The sequence below is a fragment of the Acinetobacter portensis genome (assembly GCF_023158935.1).
Taxonomy (GTDB): Bacteria; Pseudomonadota; Gammaproteobacteria; order Pseudomonadales; family Moraxellaceae; genus Acinetobacter; species Acinetobacter faecalis.
Window position 1 is genome coordinate 2,138,722 of sequence record NZ_CP096120.1, and the last position, 22,401, is coordinate 2,161,122.

24 protein-coding genes are annotated in these 22,401 nt (G+C 36.7%); 17 read left to right on the forward strand and 7 right to left on the reverse strand.

Annotated elements, in window-relative coordinates:
* Window positions 1-90 precede the first annotated feature (90 nt).
* The 9 genes from MZO21_RS10670 (at window position 91) to rdgB (ending at window position 9,769) form a co-directional block, all read left to right on the forward strand.
* Window positions 91-2,367 carry a TonB-dependent receptor gene (locus MZO21_RS10670; RefSeq protein WP_248101978.1) on the forward strand — a complete coding sequence of 759 codons (2,277 nt, stop codon included), beginning with the start codon at window positions 91-93 and terminating at the stop codon, window positions 2,365-2,367.
* 123 nt (window positions 2,368-2,490) lie between these two features.
* The gene (locus MZO21_RS10675) at window positions 2,491-3,174 is read left to right on the forward strand and encodes a Fe2+-dependent dioxygenase (protein WP_248101977.1); all 684 of its coding nucleotides are present in this window, start codon (window positions 2,491-2,493) and stop codon (window positions 3,172-3,174) included.
* Between the two features lie 34 nt (window positions 3,175-3,208).
* Window positions 3,209-4,312 carry an alpha-hydroxy acid oxidase gene (locus tag MZO21_RS10680; protein ID WP_248101976.1) on the forward strand — a complete coding sequence of 368 codons (1,104 nt, stop codon included), beginning with the start codon at window positions 3,209-3,211 and terminating at the stop codon, window positions 4,310-4,312.
* A 265-nt stretch (window positions 4,313-4,577) separates the two neighbouring features.
* The gene (gene leuA, locus MZO21_RS10685) at window positions 4,578-6,275 is read left to right on the forward strand and encodes a 2-isopropylmalate synthase (RefSeq protein ID WP_248101975.1); all 1,698 of its coding nucleotides are present in this window, start codon (window positions 4,578-4,580) and stop codon (window positions 6,273-6,275) included.
* An 82-nt stretch (window positions 6,276-6,357) separates the two neighbouring features.
* Entirely contained in the window at window positions 6,358-7,515 is a 1,158-nt protein-coding gene (gene metX / locus MZO21_RS10690; RefSeq protein WP_248101973.1) for a homoserine O-succinyltransferase MetX, read from the forward strand.
* Window positions 7,515-8,108, forward strand: a complete 594-nt coding sequence (gene metW / locus MZO21_RS10695; protein ID WP_154771762.1) for a methionine biosynthesis protein MetW — start codon at window positions 7,515-7,517, stop codon at window positions 8,106-8,108. Before metX ends, metW begins: the two co-directional genes overlap by 1 nt.
* Window positions 8,105-8,695, forward strand: coding sequence for a tetratricopeptide repeat protein (locus MZO21_RS10700; protein ID WP_154771763.1), 591 nt, complete (start codon window positions 8,105-8,107; stop codon window positions 8,693-8,695). The genes metW and MZO21_RS10700 overlap by 4 nt, the downstream gene beginning before the upstream one ends.
* Window positions 8,696-8,831: 136 nt before the next feature.
* Window positions 8,832-9,053 (forward strand): hypothetical protein, encoded by a 222-nt coding sequence (locus MZO21_RS10705; protein WP_154771764.1) that lies wholly within the window; start codon window positions 8,832-8,834, stop codon window positions 9,051-9,053.
* 89 nt (window positions 9,054-9,142) lie between these two features.
* The gene (gene rdgB, locus MZO21_RS10710; protein ID WP_248101971.1) at window positions 9,143-9,769 is read left to right on the forward strand and encodes an RdgB/HAM1 family non-canonical purine NTP pyrophosphatase; all 627 of its coding nucleotides are present in this window, start codon (window positions 9,143-9,145) and stop codon (window positions 9,767-9,769) included.
* A gap of 59 nt (window positions 9,770-9,828) precedes the next feature.
* Here the strand turns inward: rdgB and MZO21_RS10715 are convergent, their stop codons facing one another.
* Together MZO21_RS10715 and MZO21_RS10720 are read right to left on the reverse strand one after the other, a co-directional pair.
* Complete coding sequence (locus tag MZO21_RS10715) at window positions 9,829-10,704, reverse strand: permease (protein WP_248101969.1); 876 nt, start codon at window positions 10,702-10,704, stop codon at window positions 9,829-9,831.
* Between the two features lie 91 nt (window positions 10,705-10,795).
* Window positions 10,796-11,575: an NRDE family protein gene (locus MZO21_RS10720; RefSeq protein ID WP_248101968.1), complete on the reverse strand. Its 780-nt coding sequence runs from the start codon at window positions 11,573-11,575 to the stop codon at window positions 10,796-10,798.
* A 93-nt stretch (window positions 11,576-11,668) separates the two neighbouring features.
* On the opposite strand from MZO21_RS10720, the gene lgt reads away from it, so the two are divergent.
* From lgt to MZO21_RS10735, 3 genes are all read left to right on the forward strand, one after another.
* The gene (gene lgt, locus MZO21_RS10725) at window positions 11,669-12,478 is read left to right on the forward strand and encodes a prolipoprotein diacylglyceryl transferase (protein WP_248101966.1); all 810 of its coding nucleotides are present in this window, start codon (window positions 11,669-11,671) and stop codon (window positions 12,476-12,478) included.
* 83 nt (window positions 12,479-12,561) lie between these two features.
* Window positions 12,562-12,951, forward strand: coding sequence for a hypothetical protein (locus MZO21_RS10730; protein WP_154771769.1), 390 nt, complete (start codon window positions 12,562-12,564; stop codon window positions 12,949-12,951).
* Complete coding sequence (locus tag MZO21_RS10735) at window positions 12,951-13,325, forward strand: hypothetical protein (RefSeq protein ID WP_248101963.1); 375 nt, start codon at window positions 12,951-12,953, stop codon at window positions 13,323-13,325. The genes MZO21_RS10730 and MZO21_RS10735 overlap by 1 nt, the downstream gene beginning before the upstream one ends.
* A gap of 8 nt (window positions 13,326-13,333) precedes the next feature.
* On the opposite strand, the gene MZO21_RS10740 is transcribed toward MZO21_RS10735, so the two are convergent.
* A complete protein-coding gene (locus MZO21_RS10740) occupies window positions 13,334-13,864 on the reverse strand; it encodes a CHAP domain-containing protein (protein ID WP_154771771.1) in 531 nt (176 codons plus the stop codon).
* Window positions 13,865-14,235: 371 nt separating this feature from the next.
* On the opposite strand from MZO21_RS10740, the gene MZO21_RS10745 reads away from it, so the two are divergent.
* Complete coding sequence (locus MZO21_RS10745) at window positions 14,236-14,463, forward strand: DUF2061 domain-containing protein (protein ID WP_154771772.1); 228 nt, start codon at window positions 14,236-14,238, stop codon at window positions 14,461-14,463.
* A 144-nt stretch (window positions 14,464-14,607) separates the two neighbouring features.
* Window positions 14,608-15,465 carry a LysR family transcriptional regulator gene (locus MZO21_RS10750; RefSeq protein WP_154771773.1) on the forward strand — a complete coding sequence of 286 codons (858 nt, stop codon included), beginning with the start codon at window positions 14,608-14,610 and terminating at the stop codon, window positions 15,463-15,465.
* 58 nt (window positions 15,466-15,523) lie between these two features.
* Here MZO21_RS10750 and MZO21_RS10755 read toward each other — a convergent pair whose 3' ends face one another.
* The 3 genes from MZO21_RS10755 to MZO21_RS10765 all read right to left on the reverse strand — a co-directional run bounded on the left by MZO21_RS10755 (window position 15,524) and on the right by MZO21_RS10765 (window position 17,108).
* The gene (locus MZO21_RS10755; RefSeq protein ID WP_154771774.1) at window positions 15,524-16,027 is read right to left on the reverse strand and encodes a DUF2628 domain-containing protein; all 504 of its coding nucleotides are present in this window, start codon (window positions 16,025-16,027) and stop codon (window positions 15,524-15,526) included.
* Window positions 16,028-16,072: 45 nt separating this feature from the next.
* On the reverse strand, window positions 16,073-16,321 hold the full coding sequence (locus tag MZO21_RS10760) for a DUF2789 family protein (RefSeq protein WP_216071071.1): 249 nt from the start codon (window positions 16,319-16,321) through the stop codon (window positions 16,073-16,075).
* 136 nt (window positions 16,322-16,457) lie between these two features.
* Window positions 16,458-17,108: an HAD family hydrolase gene (locus MZO21_RS10765; protein ID WP_154771775.1), complete on the reverse strand. Its 651-nt coding sequence runs from the start codon at window positions 17,106-17,108 to the stop codon at window positions 16,458-16,460.
* A gap of 183 nt (window positions 17,109-17,291) precedes the next feature.
* Here MZO21_RS10765 and MZO21_RS10770 point away from each other — a divergent pair, with 183 nt between their 5' ends.
* Window positions 17,292-17,774, forward strand: a complete 483-nt coding sequence (locus MZO21_RS10770; protein ID WP_154771776.1) for an RNA pyrophosphohydrolase — start codon at window positions 17,292-17,294, stop codon at window positions 17,772-17,774.
* Window positions 17,775-17,857: 83 nt separating this feature from the next.
* The gene (gene ptsP, locus MZO21_RS10775; RefSeq protein ID WP_154771777.1) at window positions 17,858-20,155 is read left to right on the forward strand and encodes a phosphoenolpyruvate--protein phosphotransferase; all 2,298 of its coding nucleotides are present in this window, start codon (window positions 17,858-17,860) and stop codon (window positions 20,153-20,155) included.
* Between the two features lie 4 nt (window positions 20,156-20,159).
* Here ptsP and MZO21_RS10780 read toward each other — a convergent pair whose 3' ends face one another.
* Complete coding sequence (locus MZO21_RS10780; RefSeq protein WP_248101960.1) at window positions 20,160-20,351, reverse strand: DUF7230 family protein; 192 nt, start codon at window positions 20,349-20,351, stop codon at window positions 20,160-20,162.
* A 519-nt stretch (window positions 20,352-20,870) separates the two neighbouring features.
* Here MZO21_RS10780 and MZO21_RS10785 point away from each other — a divergent pair.
* A complete protein-coding gene (locus MZO21_RS10785; RefSeq protein ID WP_248101958.1) occupies window positions 20,871-22,391 on the forward strand; it encodes a catalase in 1,521 nt (506 codons plus the stop codon).
* Window positions 22,392-22,401: the final 10 nt, after the last annotated feature.

Consider the following 22,401-nt stretch of genomic DNA (forward strand, 5'->3'; position numbering starts at 1 on the left):
TCGCTATTACCAATTCCAATATAAAGAATAATTAAATAAGAATCATTACTCTTTACACCTCATTTATTGTCTCTCTCCACTGGGTTTGAAATGGCTTTCATTAAAACGCGTAAAAAAATCGTATCTTCTGCGATTGCATCATCACTAAGTATTATGGCTGGACACGCAATTGCCCAAGATCAAACAGCACAACTTGAAACAATTCACTCAGAGGCATCTGCTGAGCAAAAGCAAAGCTTAAAAGTAGATAAATCTGCAAATAGTAAATTTATTGCTCCCCTTTTAAATACCCCAAAATCGGTTTCTGTAATTTCAAAACAACTACTTGAAGACACTCAAGTCACAACTTTAAGCGATGCACTTCGTACCGTTCCGGGCATCACATTAGGTGCAGGTGAAGGTGGCAATCCAAATGGTGACCGTCCATTTATTCGCGGTTATAACTCTGAAAGTTCTATGTATGTAGATGGCTTACGTAGCTCAACATCTCAAAACCGTGAAATGTTTGCTGTAGAGCAAGTTGAAGTGACCAAAGGTTCTGCATCTGCAATGGGTGGTGCTGGGACTACTGGTGGTAGCATCAACATGGTTTCTAAAGTTGCTAAAAAAGGAGATGCTTTAGAAGGTTCTGTTTCTGCGGGTACAGATGCATATAAACGCATTACCTTAGATGCCAATAAAGATTTTGGTAATGGCATTGCTGCTCGTGTAGCTGTTATGGGGCACGAAAATGAAAAAGCAGGTCAACATAATGGTGCAGAATATTCACGTGTTGGTATTGCCCCAAGTATCACATTCGGTTTAGACACAGATACACGTGCAACTTTAAGTTATTACTATTTAAAATCGGATGATACGCCAGATTCAGGTGTTCCATACCAATACGACACTGTGAATAAAGGTTCGGCAGGAAAACCTGTAGAAGTTAAACCAGGAGTTTACTATGGTTGGAAAGATCGTGATTTCCAAAAGCAAGAAAACCAAAATGGTACGATTAAGTTAGAACACGATTTAACTGATAATCTAACAATTAGTAATACAGCGGTTTACGGTAAATCAAAAAATAACTATGTGATTACACAACCCGATGATTCTCAAGGCAACGTTGCCAATGGTCAAGTTTGGCGTCGTGCAAACACTCGCATTACAGATACAACGTCTTTTACAGACCAACTCGCATTAACAGGTAAGTTTAATACAGGCTCATTCAAACACTCTTTCAACACAGGTGTTGAATATAGTCGTCAAGATTCTGACCGTGGTAACTACAAAGTAACCGATACAAATACATCTGCTATTAACAAAGATTCATGCCTTTTAGCCAATTCAAATGGTTGGTGCACAGATTTAAATAATCCAAATGCAAATGATCCGTGGTTAGGTGACATTGCTTCAAATAGAAGATCAACCAATGTTACAACGCAAAATACATCTCTTTATTTCTTAGATAATATTGAACTTAGCCCGCAATGGCTATTAGATGTTGGCGTTCGTTGGGATCAATTTGATAGCAAATGGACAGCTATTCAAGACCAAACTGGTAGAGATGGTAAAGTTACAGATAAAGCAGGTACTCAATACAAGAGTAAATCTGACTTTTTCAACTACCAAGCAGGTTTAACCTACAAACCAACTGAAAATGGTTCAATTTATGCAAGCTATGCAACATCTTCAAACCCTGTAGGTGTAGATGGTGGTGATGGTTCTGAAGGCATTAACTCAGGTGCAAATTCATATATTAATGAGTTAAAACCTGAAGAAGTTCGCACTATGGAACTTGGTACAAAATGGGACTTATTTAACCAAAAGTTAAACTTAACTGCTGCTATTTTCCGTACAGAAAAAACCAATACTCGTTCAACAGATGCTAACGGTTTAACAAGTAACATTGGCGAAACTCGTGTAGATGGTATTGAGTTAGGTGCAAACGGTAATATCACAGATAAATGGGCTGTATCGGCTGGTTATACTTATTTAGACAGTGAACTTATTGATGGTGGTTTTGTAGAAGCACCGAAAGGTTCTAAAAACTATCAACCAAACCCTAACAATGGCAATCAAGTTCAAAACGTTGCGAAAAACTCTGCAACACTTTGGACAACTTATGCTTTAACACCTGCATTTACAGTGGGTGCTGGCGCAGTTGCAATGGATAAAGTCTATGGCGATGCTGCAAATACAAAATGGGTTTCAGGCTACGTTCGTTACGATGCAATGGCACGTTACAACGTAAACAAGGATGTTAATCTACAATTAAACATTAATAACCTTTCAGACAAACGCTACTTCAATAAAGCATATGCTTCACACTATGCAACTGAGGCAGAAGGTCGTAGCGCAGTATTAGCGATCAACTTTAAATACTAAGTTTGAAACATTTATCTCATAATTTATTTATGGGGTAAAAGATAGAATAGCCTCTAACGCTAGAGGCTATTTTTTAATATAACTGCTATCAATAAATTTATTATATTTTCAAAAGGTATTGCCGTGATTCACCATATTCCCAATGTCTTAACTAAAGAACAAGTCCACTATTTCCGTACAGAAATGGAGAAGGTCAATTGGGTTGATGGCAAAGTTTCTACGGGATCACTTTCTGCAAATGTAAAACAAAATCAACAATTACCTGAAGATCATCCGTTAACAAATCATTTGGGTGACATTATTTTAGATGCACTTTCCAAGCATCCTTTATTTATTTCCGCAGCATTACCACTGAATATTTTACCGCCCTATTTTAATCGCTATGAAAATGGCGGAACTTTTGGCTTTCATGTAGACAATTCAATTCGTTGGATTAAAGGGACAAATCAAAAAATTCGCACAGACTTATCTTGCACACTTTTTTTAAGTGAACCTGAAGAATATGAAGGTGGCGAACTGGTTGTTGAAGATACTTATGGCTATCACGAAATAAAACTTCCTGCGGGCGATTTAATTTTATACCCATCAACAAGTGTGCATGAAGTTAGCCCTGTAACATCTGGCTGTCGTGTAGCTTCATTTTTTTGGCTACAAAGTATGATTCGTGATGATGCGAATCGACATATTTTATTTAACTTAGATCAAAGCATTCAAAACTTAAGAACACAATTGGGTGATACTCACGAAGAAGTCGTGAAACTTACAAGCCTGTACCACAACCTGATGCGGAAATGGGCAGAACTCTAAGTCATAACTATCTTCTATCTTCAAAGGATTTCTCATGAAAAGTAAAACAATTTTAGAACCGCTGAAACAAATTCCAGCGTATCTTCAAACAATTCATGATTATGAAATTGAAGCTGAAAAACATCTTTCAGAAATGGTATGGAGTTACTTACAAGGTGGCTCTATGGATGAATACAGTGTTCAGGAAAATCTTTCCATTTTTAAAGATATTCAACTTTTACCACGTATGTTAAAAGACTTAACACATGGTAATACCGAATGTGAAATTTTAGGTCAACGCTTCCCTCACCCTATTTTTCTTGCGCCAATTGGACATCAACAACAGTTTCATCCTGAAGCAGAAGGTGCATCTGCATTGGCTGCCGAAGTGATGGGAAGTAATATTATATTAAGCACATTTACCAATACTGACATGCGAAGTCTTAAACAAGAAAATCCGTATAAATGGTTCCAGTTATATTGGCAAGGTGAACGTGAAAAATCTCTCAATTTAGTGAAAATGGCAGAAGAACATCAATATAAAGCCATTGTGATTACTGTTGATTCACCACATACGGGTATTCGTGACCGTGAACGGAAAGCTTTTTTTCATTTACCTGAAAATATGCAACATCCTCACACGCCTTCGCATATCCCCTTACCTGAATTAAAACAAGGCGATCATCCTGTATTTAATGGGCTAATGCGTATTTCACCAACTTGGGATGACATCGCGTGGATGGTTCAACAAACGGATTTACCCGTTATTTTAAAAGGTATTGTTCATCCTCAAGATGCATTGCTTGCAATTCAACATGGTGTAAAAGGTTTAATTATTTCGAATCACGGCGGGCGTGTTTTAGATACTTGCATCTCCCCACTACTTTCATTGCAGATGATAAAAAAAGTAGTTCCTGATGATTTCCCACTTATTTATGATGGTGGAATTCGTCGTGGTTCCGATGTTTTCAAAGCCCTTGCCTTAGGTGCTTCTGCGGTTTGTATTGGTCGCCCTTATATTTATGGATTAGCTACAGCGGGCGCTTTAGGCATTGCTCACGTACTCAAAATTTTAAAAGAAGAATTTGAAATTACAATGGCACTTATGGGAACAGCAACCTTAAAGGACATCAATAAAGAATGTATTTTCCAAAAATAAACATATATGCGGAATATTTTTTCATTAATTCTTGTAAATACGCAATTTTAGGAATTTTTTTTCGGAATGATTATCTTAAAATTAAGTTATAGATTTACAAGATTGTAGTAAAGCTAAGTTCAAAAGAATTAAAAAGATTTTTTATAACTTTAGCCTAAATAATGCCTTAACACTCTTGTAAATTGCTAAAATAGACACAATCTATATTCATAGTACCTTAGCGTTATCCACGACAATCATTCGGGTGCTATAAAGGAGTTTTCACATGATGTTGGCAGATCCAAGCAAAAAATACCGTCGCATGTATCAACGTGTTGACTTACCAGACCGTCAATGGCCAAACAACGAAATCAATAAAGCGCCTATCTGGATGAGTACCGACCTACGTGACGGTAACCAAGCGATCTTTGAGCCAATGAACATTGAACAAAAGTTCAAAATGTTCCAAATGCTTGTGAAAATTGGTTTCAAACATATTGAAATTGGCTTCCCTTCTGCATCTCAAATTGACTTCGATTTCACGCGTAAATTGATTGAAGAAGGTCATATTCCAGATGACGTTTATATTGAAGTTTTGGTTCAAGCACGTGATCATTTAATTCAGCGTACTTTTGAATCTTTACAAGGTGCTAAACGTGCCATTGTGCATATTTACAACTCAAATTCTCCAACATTCCGTAATAAAGTATTGAATGTTGATATTGCTGGTGCAAAAAAATTAGCAATTAATGCAGCAACAACTGTTAAAGAATATGCTGCAAAACAACCTGAAACTGAGTTTATTTTCCAGTACAGCCCAGAATGTTTTACTGCAACAGAATTAGAAGTTGCTAAAGATGTTTGTGATGCTGTCACTGAAATTTGGGAAGCATCGCCAACAAACAAAGTTATTTTAAACTTACCTGCAACTGTTGAGGTTTCAGGGCCAAATGTTTATGCAGACCAAGTTGAATGGATGCACCGCAACTTAGAACGTCGTGATGGTGTGATTATTTCAGTTCACTGTCATAACGACCGTGGCTGTGGTATTGCAGCGTCTGAACTTGCAATTATGGCTGGTGCAGACCGAGTCGAAGGCTGTGTATTTGGTAATGGCGAACGTACAGGTAACGTAGACGTTGCTGCAATTGCATTAAACATGTACACCCAAGGTGTTGCGCCAGAATTAGATTTCTCGAACATTAACGAAATTATTGCAACTGTTGAAGAATGCACGGGCTTGCCTGTTCACCCTCGCCATCCATATGCGGGTGACTTGGTATTTACAGCATTCTCTGGTTCTCACCAAGATGCAATTAAAAAAGGTTTTGAGTTCCAAAAGAACGAAGAAATTTGGGATATGCCGTACTTACCAATCGACCCTAAAGATTTAGGTCGTGATTATGATGCTGTAATTCGTGTGAATTCTCAGTCTGGTAAAGGCGGTATTGCTTACTTGTTAGAATCACAATACAACGTGACATTACCACGTCGTATTCAAATTGAATTCTCACAAGTGGTTCAACAAGTTGCAGATGATGAAGGTGTTGAAGTTTCTGCTGCAAAAATTTGGGATTTATTCCAAAAAACTTATGTTGCGGCAAAAGATACGCACTATTCAACTAAAAACTACAGATTGTCAGATGAAAATGGCAACCAAGTTATTGAGCTAGATATTGAAATAAATGGTCAAGTACAGCACTTACGCGGTGAAGGTAATGGTCCAATTTCTGCAATTTTAGATGCATTACAACTTCCAATTGATGTTTTAAGCTATGAAGAGCGCAGCATTAGCTCTGGTGCTCATGCAAAAGCATTGGCTTTAATTGAACTTCAAGTGAAAGGTACAGGAAAATCTGCATTTGGTGCGGGTATTCATGACAACATTGTGACCTCATCAATTGAAGCCATTATTGCATGTACCAATCGTTTAATTGATCAAGGTGTTCTTAGCACAGATCAAGTGATTGCGGCAGCAGTTTAAGCTATAAAACTGTTTTGAAAAGGATACCCCAAGTGGTATCCTTTTCTTTATTGATCCCAAAGATTTAAGGCGAATTATTCCTGTGTCTTTTCCAGCTGACTCAGTGGGTTTAGTTACCCCGCAAAAGTTCCTTTTCGAAGAGCCATTAGAGCTCGAATGTGATCGAATTCTTCCACGTTTTGAACTTATGGTTGAAACTTACGGTGAACTTAATGCCGACAAGTCAAATGCCATTCTCATCTGCCATGCCTTATCGGGGCATCATCATGCTGCGGGTTATCATCATGAAAATGATAAAAAGCCAGGTTGGTGGGATGCTTGTATTGGGCCTGGAAAAGCAATTGATACTTCAAAGTTCTTTGTTGTTGCGCTCAACAACATTGGTGGATGTAGCGGTTCTACAGGGCCAACATCACCAAATCCTGAAAATGAAAATCGTCCTTACGGCCCAGACTTTCCTCTTGTGACAGTGCGTGATTGGGTAAAAACTCAAGCGCTTTTATCGGATCGTTTAGGCATTGATGTTTGGTATGCTGTAGTTGGTGGTTCTTTAGGTGGTATGCAAGCACTACAGTGGTCGGTTGATTATCCAGATCGCTTACAAAAATGTGTGATTATTGCCAGCGCACCAAAATTATCTGCACAAAATATCGCATTTAACGAAGTAGCACGTCAGTCTATTTTATCTGATCCAGATTTTTATGATGGTCGCTATTTAGAAAATGATAGCTATCCTAAACGTGGTCTAATTTTGGCACGTATGGTCGGTCATATTACCTATTTGTCTGAAGAAGCCATGAAGCAAAAATTTGGTCGTGACTTAAAGTCTGGCAAATTTATGTATGGTTTCGATGTCGAATTCCAAGTTGAAAGTTATTTACGCTATCAAGGTGAACAATTCAGCCGTAACTTTGACGCCAATACTTATTTAATTATGACCAAAGCTTTGGACTATTTTGACCCTGCACGTGAATATGAACTTTCACTTAAAAAAGCAATGGCAAATACTAAATGTAAATTCTTAGTTGTTTCATTTACGACAGATTGGCGTTTTACCCCTGCTCGTTCGCAAGAAATTGTAGATGCATTAATTAGCAACTTTAAACCAGTGAGCTATTTAGATATTGATGCAGAACAAGGGCATGATTCTTTCTTATTCCCTATTCCGTTGTATGTAAAATCTTTACGTGCATTCTTAGGTGGTGAAGAACACCTCCAATCAACTAAGGAGGCTGTGTAATGCGTATCGATCATCAACTTGCTGAAAAGTGGATTAAGCCAGATTCTAGCGTACTAGATTTAGGTTGTGGCGATGGTGAACTACTTGCTCATATGAGTAAAAAGCACAACATTCGTGCATATGGACTAGAAATCGATCAAGAAAAGATTGCAATTGCTGTCAGTAGAGGGTTAAATATTGTTCAGCAGGACTTAAATTTAGGTTTAAGTCGTTTTGCCGACCAGTCTTTTGACTATGTTGTCATGGCACAAGCTTTGCAAGCTGTAGACGCACCAGACGTATTATTACGAGATATGGTGCGTGTGGGGAAACAAGCCATTATCACATTCCCTAATTTTGCACATTGGAAGACGCGTTCTTTCCTTGCGCTAAAAGGAATGATGCCTGTTTCAGATGCGTTACCCTATATGTGGTACAACACACCTAATATTCATTTATGTACTTTCCGAGACTTTGAAGCACTTTGTGCAGAAAACAATATTCGGATTATTAATAGACTTGCCGTCAATGAACACCAAGAAGACAGCTTGTTAAGCAAGCGTTTTCCTAATTTGTTTGGTGAAGTCGCTATTTATCGAGTGAGCGCTCTATGAAAAAACTATTATTAAGCACGACGCTTCTTGTTGGACTTTATAGCATACAAGCCCATGCAGATTATGTTGCTCCAAAGCCAACAATTTCGAGTCAAGCTGCACAATATTCAATTATGGATATTAACAGCTTGAGTAAAGCCGCAAAATCTGGACAAGCTGGGGCACAATTTTACCTTGCAACTAAGTATCAACAAGGTAAAGACGTAAAACAAAGTGATACTCAAGCATTTGCTTGGTACAAAGCTGCTGCTGACCAAGGCCTATCACCTGCACAATTAAATGTAGGTCGTATGCTTGCAGATGGTATTGGCACACGCAAAGACGAAGCTTTAGCACGCAAATACTTTGAAAAAGCAGCAAGTCATGGTGATAACCGTGCAAGCTTTAATTTAGCAATGATGGAAGAGCAAAAGAAAAATTACGTAGGTGCATACCAATGGTATGAACTTTCTACACGTGATGGCATGCTCGACAACAAAGTTATTACGCTTTCTGAAGGTAAAAAAACAGCTTTGGCTGCCAACTTAACACAAGATCAAATTCGTGCTGCGCGTGACCGTGCAGACAAATGGATTCAAGCACAATAAGCTTCCATTTCATGTGAAAAAGCACCGTAAGGTGCTTTTTTTATTACAAAAATTAAACTTACAGACTTTTCAAAAATTATTATTAATAGCGGCATATACATTCAATAAATCTTAATTATTTTACTTTGGATAAAAAATGAAAAAATATTTAATTACTCTCCTTGCTGTAAGCCTTTTAGTAATAACTGGTTGTGGCTCAAAAGCTTCATGGAAAAAGAATGGTGTATCTCGTTATGATATGCAAAACACCTTAGCAAAATGTCGATACGATGTGGGACTTGCGAAAGTAAGTGCCCGCGATAAAAAAGTGATGGAAAAAAATTGCATGATTTCCCAAGGCTATCGCTTTAGAAAATAAAAACACCGCAAGGTGTTTTTTTATTGGCGTGAGAAGCACTCAAATTTGTTAAAATAGAAAATATTATTTACATTCCAGAGCGAAATAGAATGTCTTCTCAAGATTGGTTATCTCAAGGAACTCTCGTACTTGCGAGTAATAACAAAGGAAAAATCGCTGAGTTTGAAAAACTATTTGCAGAATTAAACCTGCCTGTAGAAGTTGTTGCACAAGGTAAACTCAATATTGAAGATGCCATTGAAGATGGTTTAAGCTTTGTAGAAAATGCAATTATTAAAGCTCGTCACGCATCTAGAATTTCAGGTAAACCTGCTATTGCAGATGATTCAGGCATTTGCGTGCCAGTTTTAGGCGGTGCACCTGGTATTTATTCTGCACGCTACGCAGGTGAACATGGCGACGATGCTGCAAACAATACAAAACTTCTCGCAGACTTAAAACCATTGCGTAAAGATGGTGAAGCAATTGAAGCGATGTTTGTGTGTGTATTGGCACTTGTTCAACATGCAGATGATCCATTACCACAAATTTTCCAAGGTATTTGGAAAGGCGAAGTTTTAGAAGAAGCACGTGGTGAAAATGGCTTTGGTTACGACCCTTTATTTTGGCTACCTGAATTAAATATTTCGAGTGCTGAAATGAGCAAAGAAGATAAAAATAAAATTAGCCATCGTGGTCAGGCAATGAAATTATTCAAGCAAAGTATTGCCCAATAATTTTTAGAGCTATAGATATTTAAAAGCCCTTTTCTAAGGGCTTTTTTATTCTTATCGATTTATACAAAATGCAAAATAGAACCGTAAATAAATACCAATACACAGCTTACAATTGTGCCTGCTGCAATATATCTTGCAGACTCACCTGTTCCTAAATAATGCGTTTCTAAAGCCACAATATTAGCTGCTGGCGGTAAACAAAAAATTAAAAACATCACACCAATATATTGATTAACATTTGGAATTGGAATGAATAAATAGGTTAATCCGCATAGTACTAAACCAACCAAAATTTTCATTGCAAAGACATTCATGCTACGAAAAATATCAGCCCATTGAACTTGTGTACGTCGTAACCACATGCCTAAAACACACATTCCAGTAAAGCTCATTCCAACTTTTGCAAAGCTATACAATGCATCTAAAATTTGATGATTTTGTAAATTTTGCACACCAATCATTCGGCAAATAAACGCAATAAGCAAAGCAAAAACAGGCGGAGAAAATACAACTTTTTTAATAATAGAGGATAATTCTTGTTGCTCTTTATTTAATGCTGTTACTGCCCAAATATTGCCAAAAACCGATCCCCCCACATATAAAGCCACCATTGGTGCACTAATTTCAGGACCGAAAATAGCAAGTGCAAATGGAAACCCTAACCAAGCTAAATTGACATAGCTCACGCATAAGGCACGTAATTTATCTTTAAAAATATGCCTAAAAAAATAGAACATAAAAATAGCAACAGTAAAACTAAAAAACATCAGGCTCAAACTTCCAGCCTGATAAAAAACCATATTATAAATAATGACAAATGGAATAAAACATCGTGCGAGTAAACTTGAAAAAAGTGTTTTAAGTTGCGTAGAAAATGAAGCTGAAGCCAGTCCTAGCCCACATATAAAAGCAAAAAGTGGTAGAAGCAAAGCCATCTTACATTCCAAAAACATTCAGGTGATACATGCTAGCACCTTTTAAAATTTGCTTTAAAAGAACACACAATTCTATTCAAAATAATTAATGTTACTTTTCTAATGGAATATTTAAGTTTGTAATATGTCCTTTAGGTTTAAGTTGCTGTTTTTCCTGCCAAAGCCATTTATCTTTATTCATTCTTAAAAAGTTTGAACACCGTGTTCCATAAGTTGGACTTTGTATAAATGTTGAAGATAACAATTTTTCCATTTCTTGGCTTATGCCTGTTTTAGGCAATAATGACGTAGATATTTTACGTTCATCTTCAAGAATATCCCAAACTGCAAATTCTAAATCTTGTTCAGACATATTTTCTTGCTGAAGCATTGGTAAAAATTCTTGTGTGAAACGCTTCCTTAAATGTCGTGTTTTTTCCCAATGTTCGGTCATTAAACCATTAGAAACTACATATACGCCTTTAGGTAAAACTTGCGGTGCTTCGCCTCTATTACTCATATAAACAGCTTGTTCTGCATGACCAATAAATAAATTAAATCCTGCATAATCACACTGATTTTTCTCAAGTTGTTGAGCAAAACGTATAGGTGTTAAATCCGATTCTAAAAATTGTTGGATGATATGTCCGCGTGATGTTGGATATTTTTTTTGATCTGTTGCATCTCTAAAATTGGTAATTACTGCCCAACGTCCTGATGCAGTCACCCCCATCCATGTACCGCCAGATTGTAAGTCTTGCCCTGCAAAAATAGGACTTTTATGCCAAGAAAACAACTTTTCAGATGGTCGGTTATAAAACTCATCTCTGTTCGAAATTATACATACAGGTGTATTTTCTAGGACATGCCAAGCAAGGGCAACAATGCACATATTTCACACTCAAATTCTTTACACATTGAATGTACAACATTTTTCATATTATTCAGCTAAAATCTAGACAAAACATAATGACAAGGAGCAGCAATGCTGACCTATCCAAATATTGACCCAATTGCGGTAGCGCTCGGGCCTCTACAAGTTCATTGGTATGGACTCATGTATTTAATGGCATTTTTATTTGCTTGGGGACTTGCAACATACCGTGCAAAACAACGTGGCTGGACACCTGATATGGTTTCAGACCTCATTTTTTATGGGGCTTTAGGTGTAGTTGTTGGCGGTCGCTTTGGCTATGTCTTCTTTTATGGTTTCGAGCAACTCTTACAAAATCCACTTTGGTTATTCCAAGTATGGACAGGTGGAATGAGCTTCCACGGCGGCTTTTTAGGTGTAATGGTCGCAATGTTATTCTGGTGTAAAAAATACAGTATGACATGGTTCCAAACTTTAGATTTTATTGCACCATGTGTTCCAACAGGCTTGATGTTTGGTCGTTTTGGTAACTTCATTGGTGGCGAATTATATGGTCGTCCTGTGACAGACCCTAACTTTGCTTTAGGTATGATTTTCCCAACAGATCCATTACAGCTTGTTCGTCATCCATCACAACTATATCAAGCAATGTGTGAAGGTCTGATTCTGTTTATTGTTTTATGGTGGTTTAGTAGTAAACCGCGTCCACGCTTTGCTGTGTCTGCTCTGTTCTTAATTGGCTATGGTATTGCACGTTTTGTGGTTGAATTCTTCCGTGAACCAGACAATGGTCAGCTATTTATTGGTTGGATGAGCAAAGGACAATTCCTAACTGTACCTATGATTCTTATTGGTTTATGGATGCTTTGGTACGCTTACCAAAAGAAAATATACGACTGGGGTCCATTAAAAAATTCATAAAATATGCGAGGCAAATGCCTCGCTTTTTTTTACCTTATTTATGCTAAAGTGCTTTTAATCCATTTATTAACGTCAATATTCATATGCTCGAATTTTGGTTTAACCCTCAAATATCTGTACTAAAAAAACTATTTTTATTTATTAGCATTGCAATAGTAACGGGTGTTTTATATTGGATGGCACCGCTTTCTTTAGATGCGGTACTCATGTTTTTAGGTACTGGGGTGATTTACCTCATTTGTCGTTATTGCAAAATACACTTTGCTGCGAAAAAACCAACAGGCATGCTTTATCGTATTCTTACCTGGATTCCCATTGCACTGGTTCTTGCACTTATTTTTAAGAATATGCAAAACGGAGAATTACTATTAGCAGGTGCTCAAGGTCTTGGTTTTATGGCCTTATCAATTTGCTTATTTTCACCTTTGTCACTTTTGAAACAAACTTCTACAGAAAATAAAGAATCATCATAATGCTAGATTTTTGGTATTCAGAAAAATGCACTCGTGAAATCAAACTTGTCTCATGTATTGTGACATGTGTAATGATTTACTACTTTTCAACCATTGCGCCTCTTGAGGCTTTATATGTTTGTTTTGCGCTTGCTATAGGCGTACTTTTTCACATACTACGTCTTTTAGATATGAAATTAGATCAGCAAAATAAATATGCTGAAAGCTTTAAAGTTATTGTCTTTACTATACGAATTCTTGCAGTGGTATTTTTAGTGCAAGCACTACCTGAAACCAATAAATTAAGCCTAACAGCACAAAGCCTAGGTTTTATCTGCCTAGGCTTCTTTCTTGTGACAATTTATGAAAATAGAGCTAAACGCTTTAATTCATAATGAAGATATTAATTGGGTAAACGATAATATTCATAAGTTACTTTTTTATCTTTATAAACATCATAAGTGCGTTGCTTAAAATCGGATACCCAATCTGAACCCGAATAACCCGCAATATGACCGTATGAGTGTTTAGATGTTGCTTTAATAATATAAATATCGCCTTTTTGAGGACGATCAAACTGCGGCATAATTTTAGTGAAGCCTAACTTTTGAAGCGTATTTCCCCAGTCAGATGCTGCAACAGGATGTTGTTGAATTTTTGCACCAGAACTTTGTAAAGCAACTCGAATACTTCTTGCACACTTTTGCGTACTTGTTGTTCGAGTGATTTTTGCTAAAAGCTGACTAAATTTACTCACATCAATTTGAGTGAAATTACGTGGTTTCTCTGCTGCTTTTTGCGCAGCCTTAGACTTCTGTAAATAGGCTTCATAGTCTGCATTTCTATTTGCATATGCACTATCTGCACCTAAGTTGTATTGTACTGCAGGAGCATTCCCTTCCTGTTGACTAATATAACCTACATCCCCAGCCATAATACTATCTGAACCCTAAATTCCAATAAACACACAATTAAATCAATGAAATAAAACTATATTTCAAAATCTTCGAGCCACAATACTAACCCGATTTACTCATTCTTTTAAGCAAATAAATGTAACTTTATATCATTTAATGAAATCATAAAATCACTAGAAAAATAATCCATATAAATTTCATGGGATTGTAAGCATCATCACCAAATATATTAATTAAACTCTAGCCAAATAAGGTTGTAACAATTTATTTAATAAAGTTACGTTAAATCTAATTTTTCAATCATCTTTATAAAAATATCCTTGTTTACAAACTTATTGAGAATGATTATTATTTATTTAGACAAAATTCTCAATGTTGGAGTATTCTCATGGTTCATATTCAAAAATTTGTAAATCGTAATCAACGAACTTTAAAGAAAACGGTAAGTTACTATTTCATGCACATTTCAATTGCTATGTTAGTGGCTTACTTTGTAACTGGTAATATTTGGATGGCACTTACACTTAGTTTATTGGAACCAACCATTCAAGCTGTTGCATTCTTTTTCCACGAAAAAGTTTGGGATAAAAAACCACCTAAAGAAGCAGCTGTCTGATTTAAATAATTTCGAATACTCCAACAAAAAAAGATCACAATTAAGTGATCTTTTTTATATTTTAGAACACGATACATTCCAAATTCGCTTTTCATATAAATTTATTTTATAATTAAAGCATAATTAAATAACTTGAAATTTTTTATGAATCTTGCCGCATTTGAAGCCTTTGTTAAGGTTATGGAAACTGGCTCTATCTCCCTAGCTGCCGACCATTTATTTATTACTCAGCCAGCAGTAACAAAACGTATTCATAGTTTAGAAGATTACTTTGGCGTGAAATTATTCGAATCTGCAGGTCGTGGTGTTCAAGCAACACATGCTGCGCATTCACTTTTACCTAAAGTAAAAGGCTGGCTCAATGAGTTGGGTGATATTCACCATACACTGAGCCACGAACAAGATCAGGTTCAAGGTAAACTCAAAATAGGTACAAGCCATCACTTAGGTTTGCATCATCTGCCTCATCATTTAAAAGAGTATGTTCAGCAATTTCCAAATGTAAAACTAGATGTGCATTTTGTAGATTCTGAACAAGCGCATGAGCAAGTTTTAGCAGGCGATTTAGAGTTAGCCTTTTTAACGCTTCCTCCTGAAGGTGATGATCGTCTTTCTTACGTCACTATTTGGAATGATCCTTTAGTGTTTGTTGCTGCACCTTTTCATCCTTTAGCAGATAAGCAAAATTTGCAATTGGAAGATTTAATTCAATATCCAAGTTTATTACCTGCGGCACAAACTTATACAAGCCAAATCACTTTGGCAGAGTTTGAAAAGCAAGGTTTAAAACCTAAAATCACGATGAGTAATAACCCGCTTGAATCTATTCGTATGTTAGTTTCAATTGGTTTGGGTTGGTCAGTTTTGCCTAAAACACTAGTAAGTGATGATTTAAAACAACTTGATATTAAGCTTGAAATGAATCGTCAACTTGGTATGGTTTGGCATCCTGGACGTACGCAATCTAAAGCCGTAAAAGAATTAATTAAAATGATGAAATAAAAAAGCCACCTTTACGGTGGCTTTTTTAAATCTATTTTTAACTTGAATCATTCAATAGTTAGATACTTAAATAAATCAAAATAACAAAAAGAATGAGTAAGCTCCATGCCGCAATTGGGCTTGTTCCGCCCTTTTCCACCAACACTTCATTAAAGTTAGACGGATGATTTTCTGTAATTGTTTTAATGCGCTTTTCCACAAAATATTTATAAAGCGTATTGGCACCTAAACCCATAGTCACCGACAAAGCAATGGAAATAGCGCGATCGATAGATTCTGGCAATTCAAAAATGCTCGTCACCATACCCGATGCAAAAACAAAGGCGATGTATATCGCTCCATACGCATACATTTTTCGATAGAACAACCAAATGGGGCCTAAAATAAATGCGGCAATATGAAACCCTGCCATCTGTTTTTTAGGCGTAATTCGTTCAAATTTTTCTTTATAATATTTCTCGTATTTTTCACCAATAAATTTTGCTTTCTTATCATCATCACTTAAAAAATGATTAAGAGATGATTCAAAAGGTGATGGGATATTCTTCTCATCAAATGACATGTTTTTTCCTTTTTATTTGAGTCAAATATAAAAGTTTTGTACGTTTTACTTTGATTTAATGAGTGAATCTTCATGTAGAGATTCATTTAATTGATCAACAACGAGCGCCCATGAACCATCCGATTTAATTTTTTCAGCTAAAAATTGACGCTGACTTTCAGTCCAATAATCGGCTTCTGTAATTTTTGTTTGAGCATTCAATTGATGCGTCACAATAAATAATGCAATTGCATCTTCACTTGAGTCTAAGCCTAATTGTTCAAACAAATTTGTCATTCTTGGTTGTACTGTCATGGTCTTATCCTGCAATTATTTGAATTCTTAAACTAAACATAACATTTTCATTTCAAAATTAAATCATCTTTTTGTACCAATTTTTTAAGTATAAAAAAGCAGCACATTTGTGCTGCTCATATATTTGAAACTTATTTTAAATTGACCAGTCCTGAATATCCCAACCTTGCTCAGTCGCTAAAACTTCTAAGCGGTCATCAGGATTTACAGCAATTGAATGGTCTGCATATTCAAGTAAAAAACGATCATTAATAGAGTCTGAATATGCCCAAGATTCTGTAACTTCACGCCCCTCTAGCCATTGGTCTAAACGAGCTAATTTTCCTTTTTGGTAACACGGAATATTAATGACTTTTCCTGTGTATTTTCCATCAACCACTTCAGCATTGGTCGCAATAATTTCGGTAATACCAAATTCTCTGAAAATAGGTGCAGTAATGAAATCTGAAGTTGCAGTAATACCAACAAGTTCATGTCCTGCATCTTTATGGCGTTGAATTGCCTTAAAGCCTTCAGGACGCATTTGTGGTCGAATCACTTTTTGCATAAACAATTGATGCAATTCAGTTAAGTATTCATTGTCGTGCTGAGTTAAAAACTCAAATACAAATTCATTATATGCAATTGGGTCTAACTGTCCTGCTTTATAATCTTCATAGAACTTATTATTCATTTCACGATGACGAATAGGGTCTACTAAGCCCTCATTGACAAGAAATTCACCCCAAGAATGGTCTGAATCTGTATTAAGTAAGGTGTGATCTAGATCAAATAGCGCCAATTTCATGAAAATACTCGTAAAAACTGAAATTTAAGAAAAAAATTGTAAATCTATCTCCGCTAGTCGATAGAAATTCGTTAAGATCATAGCAATTTTAACATTTTTAAACTTTGCTTTTTTTGAGTTGGATGAAAGAAATAAAAATCCCCAAAGGCAAAGGCATAAATTAAACATTATTTAGGTAGCCAAATGATCGACTCAGAAGGTTTCCGACCCAATGTCGGGATCATTTTGGCAAATGAGTTTGGACAAGTTTTATGGGCAAAACGCATTGGACACAATGCTTGGCAATTTCCACAAGGAGGAATCCAACTTGGAGAATCTCCGGAACAGGCACTTTATCGTGAGCTGAGAGAAGAAGTTGGCTTACTGCCCGAACACGTCGAAATTTTAGCGCAAACTTCAGATTGGTTGCGTTATCGTTTGCCAAATCGATTTATTCGTACAGACTCTGACCCTGTATGTATTGGTCAAAAACAAAAGTGGTTTTTACTGAAACTCACCGCATCGGCAAAGTATATTCAGTTAAATTTATCGGATCCACCCGAATTTGATCAGTGGCAATGGGTAAGTTATTGGTATCCGTTGGGTCAGGTTGTTAATTTTAAACGCGATGTTTATCGCAAGGCAATGGTGGAATTATGCGAGCAACTTCCGCATAAAAAACCTTAAAAAAGTCGCATATTTATGCAGATTTTTTAGCTGAGTATTGTTATAAATAGACTGAAACTAGAATTCTAAACGGAGCAGGCTCAATGTCGAATATGCAACTGGATACCCTAAGACGTATTGTCCAAGAGATCAATGCGTCAACCAGCTTGCATGAATCTTTAGACATTATGGTCAATCAAGTGGCAGAAGCCATGCGTGTTGATGTCTGCTCTATTTATTTGCTCGACGAACGTAATCAACGTTACTTGCTTATGGCTTCAAAGGGTTTAAACCCTGAATCTGTTGGTCATGTGTCGTTGCATACAGGTGAAGGTCTTGTTGGTTTGGTTGGACAGCGTGAGGAAATTGTCAATTTAGACAATGCACCTAAACATGAGCGCTTCCTTTTCGTTCCTGAAACAGGCGAAGAAATTTACAACTCATTCCTTGGCGTACCGGTCATGTACCGTCGTAAAGTTATGGGTGTTTTAGTCGTTCAAAATAAAGAATCTCACGATTTTAGCGAAGCTGCCGAATCATTTCTTGTAACCTTGTGCGCACAGCTTTCAGGCGTTATTGCACATACACATGCGGTAAGCACGATTGACGTTTTCCGTAAGCCAAGCAATTTACCTGCCTATAAAACATTCCAAGGCGTTTCAGGTTCTGGCGGTATTGCACTTGGTCGCGCTGTTGTTTTATATCCTCCAGCAGATTTAGCAGCAGTTCCTGACCGCGAAGCTGAAGATATTAGTGAGGAACTCGAATTACTTGATCAGGCTTTACAGTCTGTTCGTAACGAAATTCAATCGCTTGATGACAAAATGCAAGAGGCTTTAATGGCAGAAGAACGCGCTTTATTTAGTGTGTTCTTGCGCATGCTCGATGAAAATGCATTACCTGCTGAAATTAAAGAAATCATTCGAGATGGTAATTGGGCACAAGGCGCTGTACGTATTGTTATTGACAACCATATTGCGCTTTTTGCACAAATGGAAGATGACTACTTACGTGAACGTGTTTCAGATCTTAAAGATTTAGGTCGACGTATTCTTGCCTATTTACAAGAAGCAGATTCAAGCCATCGTGAACTTACCGATGAAAGTATTCTTATTGGCGAAGAAATTTCTACCGCTGCATTGGTTGAACTTCCTGTAGATAAAATTGCTGCCATTGTGACCACCGAAGGCGCAATGAATTCACATATGGTTATTGTGGCGCGTGCGCTTGGTATTCCAACTGTTGTTGGTGTTACTGAATTACCAATTAATGCACTCGATGATGTTGAAATGATTGTTGATGCACATCAAGGACGTGTATTTACCAATCCGCCAAGACGTTTAAGAACTCGCTATAAAGAAATTCAAAAAGAAGAAGAATTAATAGCAAAAGATTTAAAACAATACGAAACGAAAGATACAATTACTCCCGATGGTGTTGCGGTTAAATTATTTGTAAATACAGGCTTAATGATTGATGTTGTACGTGGCGTACAGCGTGGTGCGAAAGGCGTTGGTTTATATCGCTCTGAAATTCCATTCATGCTCCGTGACCGCTTCCCAGGTGAAGAAGAACAACGTGCAATCTATCGTCAACAATTAAGTCACTTTGCCAACAAACCTGTTGTTATGCGTACCCTAGATATTGGTGCAGATAAAGACTTACCTTACTTTTCTATTGAAGAAGAAAACTCAGCTTTAGGATGGCGCGGAATTCGCTTCACGCTCGATCATCCTGAAATTTTCTCTTCACAAATTCGTGCCATGCTTAAAGCAAGTATTGGGCTAAATAACTTACATATTTTACTTCCAATGATTACAAGCGTAAGTGAAGTAGAAGAAGCTTTATATTTATTAGACCGAGACTGGCTTGCAGTTCAAGAAGAAGAGCAAGTAAAAATTAATAAGCCAAAAATTGGCATTATGGTTGAAGTGCCAAGCGTACTTTTACAAATTGAAGAATTTGCAGAACTTGTAGATTTCTTCTCTGTAGGCTCAAATGACTTAACACAATATTTACTTGCAGTTGACCGAAATAACCCACGTGTAGCCAATGTATATTCGAACTACCACCCTGCCGTTTTGCGTGCATTAACTCGCTTAGTTAAAGAATGTCATACCTACGAAAAACCAATTAGCTTATGTGGCGAAATGGCGGGGGATCCTTTATCTGCAACCTTACTTATGGCAATGGGCTTTAATACGCTTTCTATGAGTTCGAGTAATATTTTGCGTGTACGTAAAGCAATTTGCCATATTCCAATGACAGATGCGCAAGAATTATTAGCGCGTGCTTTGAAAATGGATAATCCGTTAATTGTAAAAAGTATGATGGAATATTATTTTAAAACGCATGGTTTAGAAGATATGGTAAAACCATCTACACGAATTGTGAGCGCTTAACTTTTTAAAATATTGAGAAGTTAAAGAAACAAAAAGGGAGATAATCATTTGAGTATCTCCCTTTTTTGTGTTTTGAATAACCACGTTTGGCATCTTTTTTCCGATCTAAAAAAGTTTGGCTCTTATTAAAATCGTTCATGTGTTTTGCCACAAAGTTATGAACTACAACTTCTGGCATTTGCTTTTTCTTTGCCATTTGAACACCTTTTTTAGTTGAAACATCTTGAGGATGCTGTGCATATAATGCGCTCTAATTTTAAAAATTCAAGTCCAACTCAACACTTAGAGAATTAAAATATTTATTGATGTTTAAGTTAATTATCGTGTTAATTACTATTTTTAAATTACTATAGTGTTTATACACATGTAAATCACCTTAACTACAAAAAATATTAGAAAATTATATTTAATTACAGTTATTTATTTTTATCGAACTTTCCACTTAATCATACAAATTTATCCAATTTGTAAAAAAGGTAGTTTCACTTTAAATTATAGTAAATTCAATATTTATGAGTACTTTAGATCGTGTATGATAAAGATTGAACAAATATAATTGAGAATCATTTTATTTAAAATTTTAATCTAAATAAAATATTCTCGTGCCATAATTGGCTTTACAAAACATATAAACTTCATCTATTTAGAGCATGATATTTATATTAAAAGTCTTAACTGTTTCCACAGACTATTTAAGAATTAACGGAGAAGCACAATGAGCCAAGATCCAAAAAAATGTCCTGTATCCCACCTTACAACAGCTTTTGGTGCGCCAGTAGTAGATAACCAAGACAGTTTAACGGCAGGTGCTCGCGGACCGCTTTTAGCACAAGACTTATGGTTAAATGAAAAACTCGCTAACTTTGTACGCGAAGTTGTGCCTGAGCGTCGTATGCACGCAAAAGGTTCAGGTGCTTTCGGTACTTTTACCGTAACTAAAGATATTACAAAATATACGCGTGCAAAAATTTTCAGTGAAGTTGGTAAAAAAACTGAAATGTTCGCACGTTTTACAACCGTTGCGGGTGAACGTGGTGCAGCTGATGCTGAACGCGATATCCGTGGTTTTGCTTTAAAATTCTATACAGAAGAAGGCAACTGGGACATGGTGGGTAATAACACACCTGTGTTCTTCCTACGTGATCCACGTAAATTCCCAGATTTAAACAAAGCAGTTAAACGCGATCCAAAAACAAACTTACGTAGTGCTACATACAACTGGGATTTCTGGACACTTCTTCCTGAAGCGTTCCACCAAGTAACAATTGTTATGTCGGATCGTGGTATTCCTGCAAGCTACCGTCATATGCACGGTTTTGGTAGCCACACATACAGCTTCATTAATGCAAATAATGAACGTTTCTGGGTTAAATTCCACTTCAGAACTCAGCAAGGTATTAAAAACCTAACAAATGCTGAAGCTGAAGCGATCATTGGTAAAGATCGTGAAAGTCATCAAAAAGATTTATTCGATGCAATCGAAAAAGGCGACTTCCCGAAATGGACAATGTACGTTCAAATTATGCCTGAGCTTGATGCAGAGAAAGTTCCATATCACCCATTTGACTTAACTAAGGTTTGGCCACATGCTGACTATCCTCTTATTGAAGTTGGTGAGTTTGAATTAAACAAAAACTCTGAAAACTTCTATTTAGATGTTGAACAATCTGCATTTGCGCCGAGCAACCTTGTTCCAGGTATTGGTGTTTCACCTGACCGTATGTTGCAAGCTCGTTTATTTAACTATGCCGATGCACAGCGCTACCGTTTAGGTGTGAACTATCAACAAATTCCTGTAAACGCAGCACGTTGCCCTGTTCACTCAAACCATCGTGATGGTCAAGGTCGTGTAGATGCTAATTATGGCGGTTTACCACACTACGAACCAAACAGCTTTGGTCAGTGGCAACAACAACCTGAATATAAAGAGCCACCGCTTAAAATTTCAGGTGATGCAGATCATTGGGATTATCGTCAAGATGATAACGATTATTTCAGCCAGCCACGTGCATTGTTCAACTTAATGACAGATGAACAAAAGCAAACTTTGTTTAGTAACACAGCAGATGGTATGGGTGATGCTTTAGACTTCATCAAATACCGTCATATTCGCAACTGTTATGCATGTGACCCTGCATACGGCGAAGGTGTTGCAAAAGCACTAGGTATGACTGTTGCAGATGCTCAAGCAGCTCGTGATTCTGATCCTGGTCGTAACAACCCTGGTTTCCTTTAATTTCTAAATA

Excerpts from the sequence above, each read along its gene's own strand:
- MZO21_RS10670 (WP_248101978.1), top strand. The coding sequence starts at position 91 with ATGGCTTTCATTAAAACGCGTAAAAAAATCGTATCTTCTGCGATTGCA.
- MZO21_RS10680 (WP_248101976.1), top strand. The coding sequence starts at position 3,209 with ATGAAAAGTAAAACAATTTTAGAACCGCTGAAACAAATTCCAGCGTAT.
- leuA (WP_248101975.1), top strand. The coding sequence starts at position 4,578 with ATGATGTTGGCAGATCCAAGCAAAAAATACCGTCGCATGTATCAACGT.
- metW (WP_154771762.1), top strand. The coding sequence starts at position 7,515 with ATGCGTATCGATCATCAACTTGCTGAAAAGTGGATTAAGCCAGATTCT.
- MZO21_RS10700 (WP_154771763.1), top strand. The coding sequence starts at position 8,105 with ATGAAAAAACTATTATTAAGCACGACGCTTCTTGTTGGACTTTATAGC.
- MZO21_RS10705 (WP_154771764.1), top strand. The coding sequence starts at position 8,832 with ATGAAAAAATATTTAATTACTCTCCTTGCTGTAAGCCTTTTAGTAATA.
- rdgB (WP_248101971.1), top strand. The coding sequence starts at position 9,143 with ATGTCTTCTCAAGATTGGTTATCTCAAGGAACTCTCGTACTTGCGAGT.
- MZO21_RS10715 (WP_248101969.1), bottom strand. The coding sequence starts at position 10,704 with ATGGCTTTGCTTCTACCACTTTTTGCTTTTATATGTGGGCTAGGACTG.
- MZO21_RS10720 (WP_248101968.1), bottom strand. The coding sequence starts at position 11,575 with ATGTGCATTGTTGCCCTTGCTTGGCATGTCCTAGAAAATACACCTGTA.
- lgt (WP_248101966.1), top strand. The coding sequence starts at position 11,669 with ATGCTGACCTATCCAAATATTGACCCAATTGCGGTAGCGCTCGGGCCT.
- MZO21_RS10730 (WP_154771769.1), top strand. The coding sequence starts at position 12,562 with ATGCTCGAATTTTGGTTTAACCCTCAAATATCTGTACTAAAAAAACTA.
- MZO21_RS10735 (WP_248101963.1), top strand. The coding sequence starts at position 12,951 with ATGCTAGATTTTTGGTATTCAGAAAAATGCACTCGTGAAATCAAACTT.
- MZO21_RS10740 (WP_154771771.1), bottom strand. The coding sequence starts at position 13,864 with ATGGCTGGGGATGTAGGTTATATTAGTCAACAGGAAGGGAATGCTCCT.
- MZO21_RS10745 (WP_154771772.1), top strand. The coding sequence starts at position 14,236 with ATGGTTCATATTCAAAAATTTGTAAATCGTAATCAACGAACTTTAAAG.
- MZO21_RS10750 (WP_154771773.1), top strand. The coding sequence starts at position 14,608 with ATGAATCTTGCCGCATTTGAAGCCTTTGTTAAGGTTATGGAAACTGGC.
- MZO21_RS10755 (WP_154771774.1), bottom strand. The coding sequence starts at position 16,027 with ATGTCATTTGATGAGAAGAATATCCCATCACCTTTTGAATCATCTCTT.
- MZO21_RS10760 (WP_216071071.1), bottom strand. The coding sequence starts at position 16,321 with ATGACAGTACAACCAAGAATGACAAATTTGTTTGAACAATTAGGCTTA.
- MZO21_RS10765 (WP_154771775.1), bottom strand. The coding sequence starts at position 17,108 with ATGAAATTGGCGCTATTTGATCTAGATCACACCTTACTTAATACAGAT.
- MZO21_RS10770 (WP_154771776.1), top strand. The coding sequence starts at position 17,292 with ATGATCGACTCAGAAGGTTTCCGACCCAATGTCGGGATCATTTTGGCA.
- ptsP (WP_154771777.1), top strand. The coding sequence starts at position 17,858 with ATGTCGAATATGCAACTGGATACCCTAAGACGTATTGTCCAAGAGATC.
- MZO21_RS10780 (WP_248101960.1), bottom strand. The coding sequence starts at position 20,351 with ATGGCAAAGAAAAAGCAAATGCCAGAAGTTGTAGTTCATAACTTTGTG.
- MZO21_RS10785 (WP_248101958.1), top strand. The coding sequence starts at position 20,871 with ATGAGCCAAGATCCAAAAAAATGTCCTGTATCCCACCTTACAACAGCT.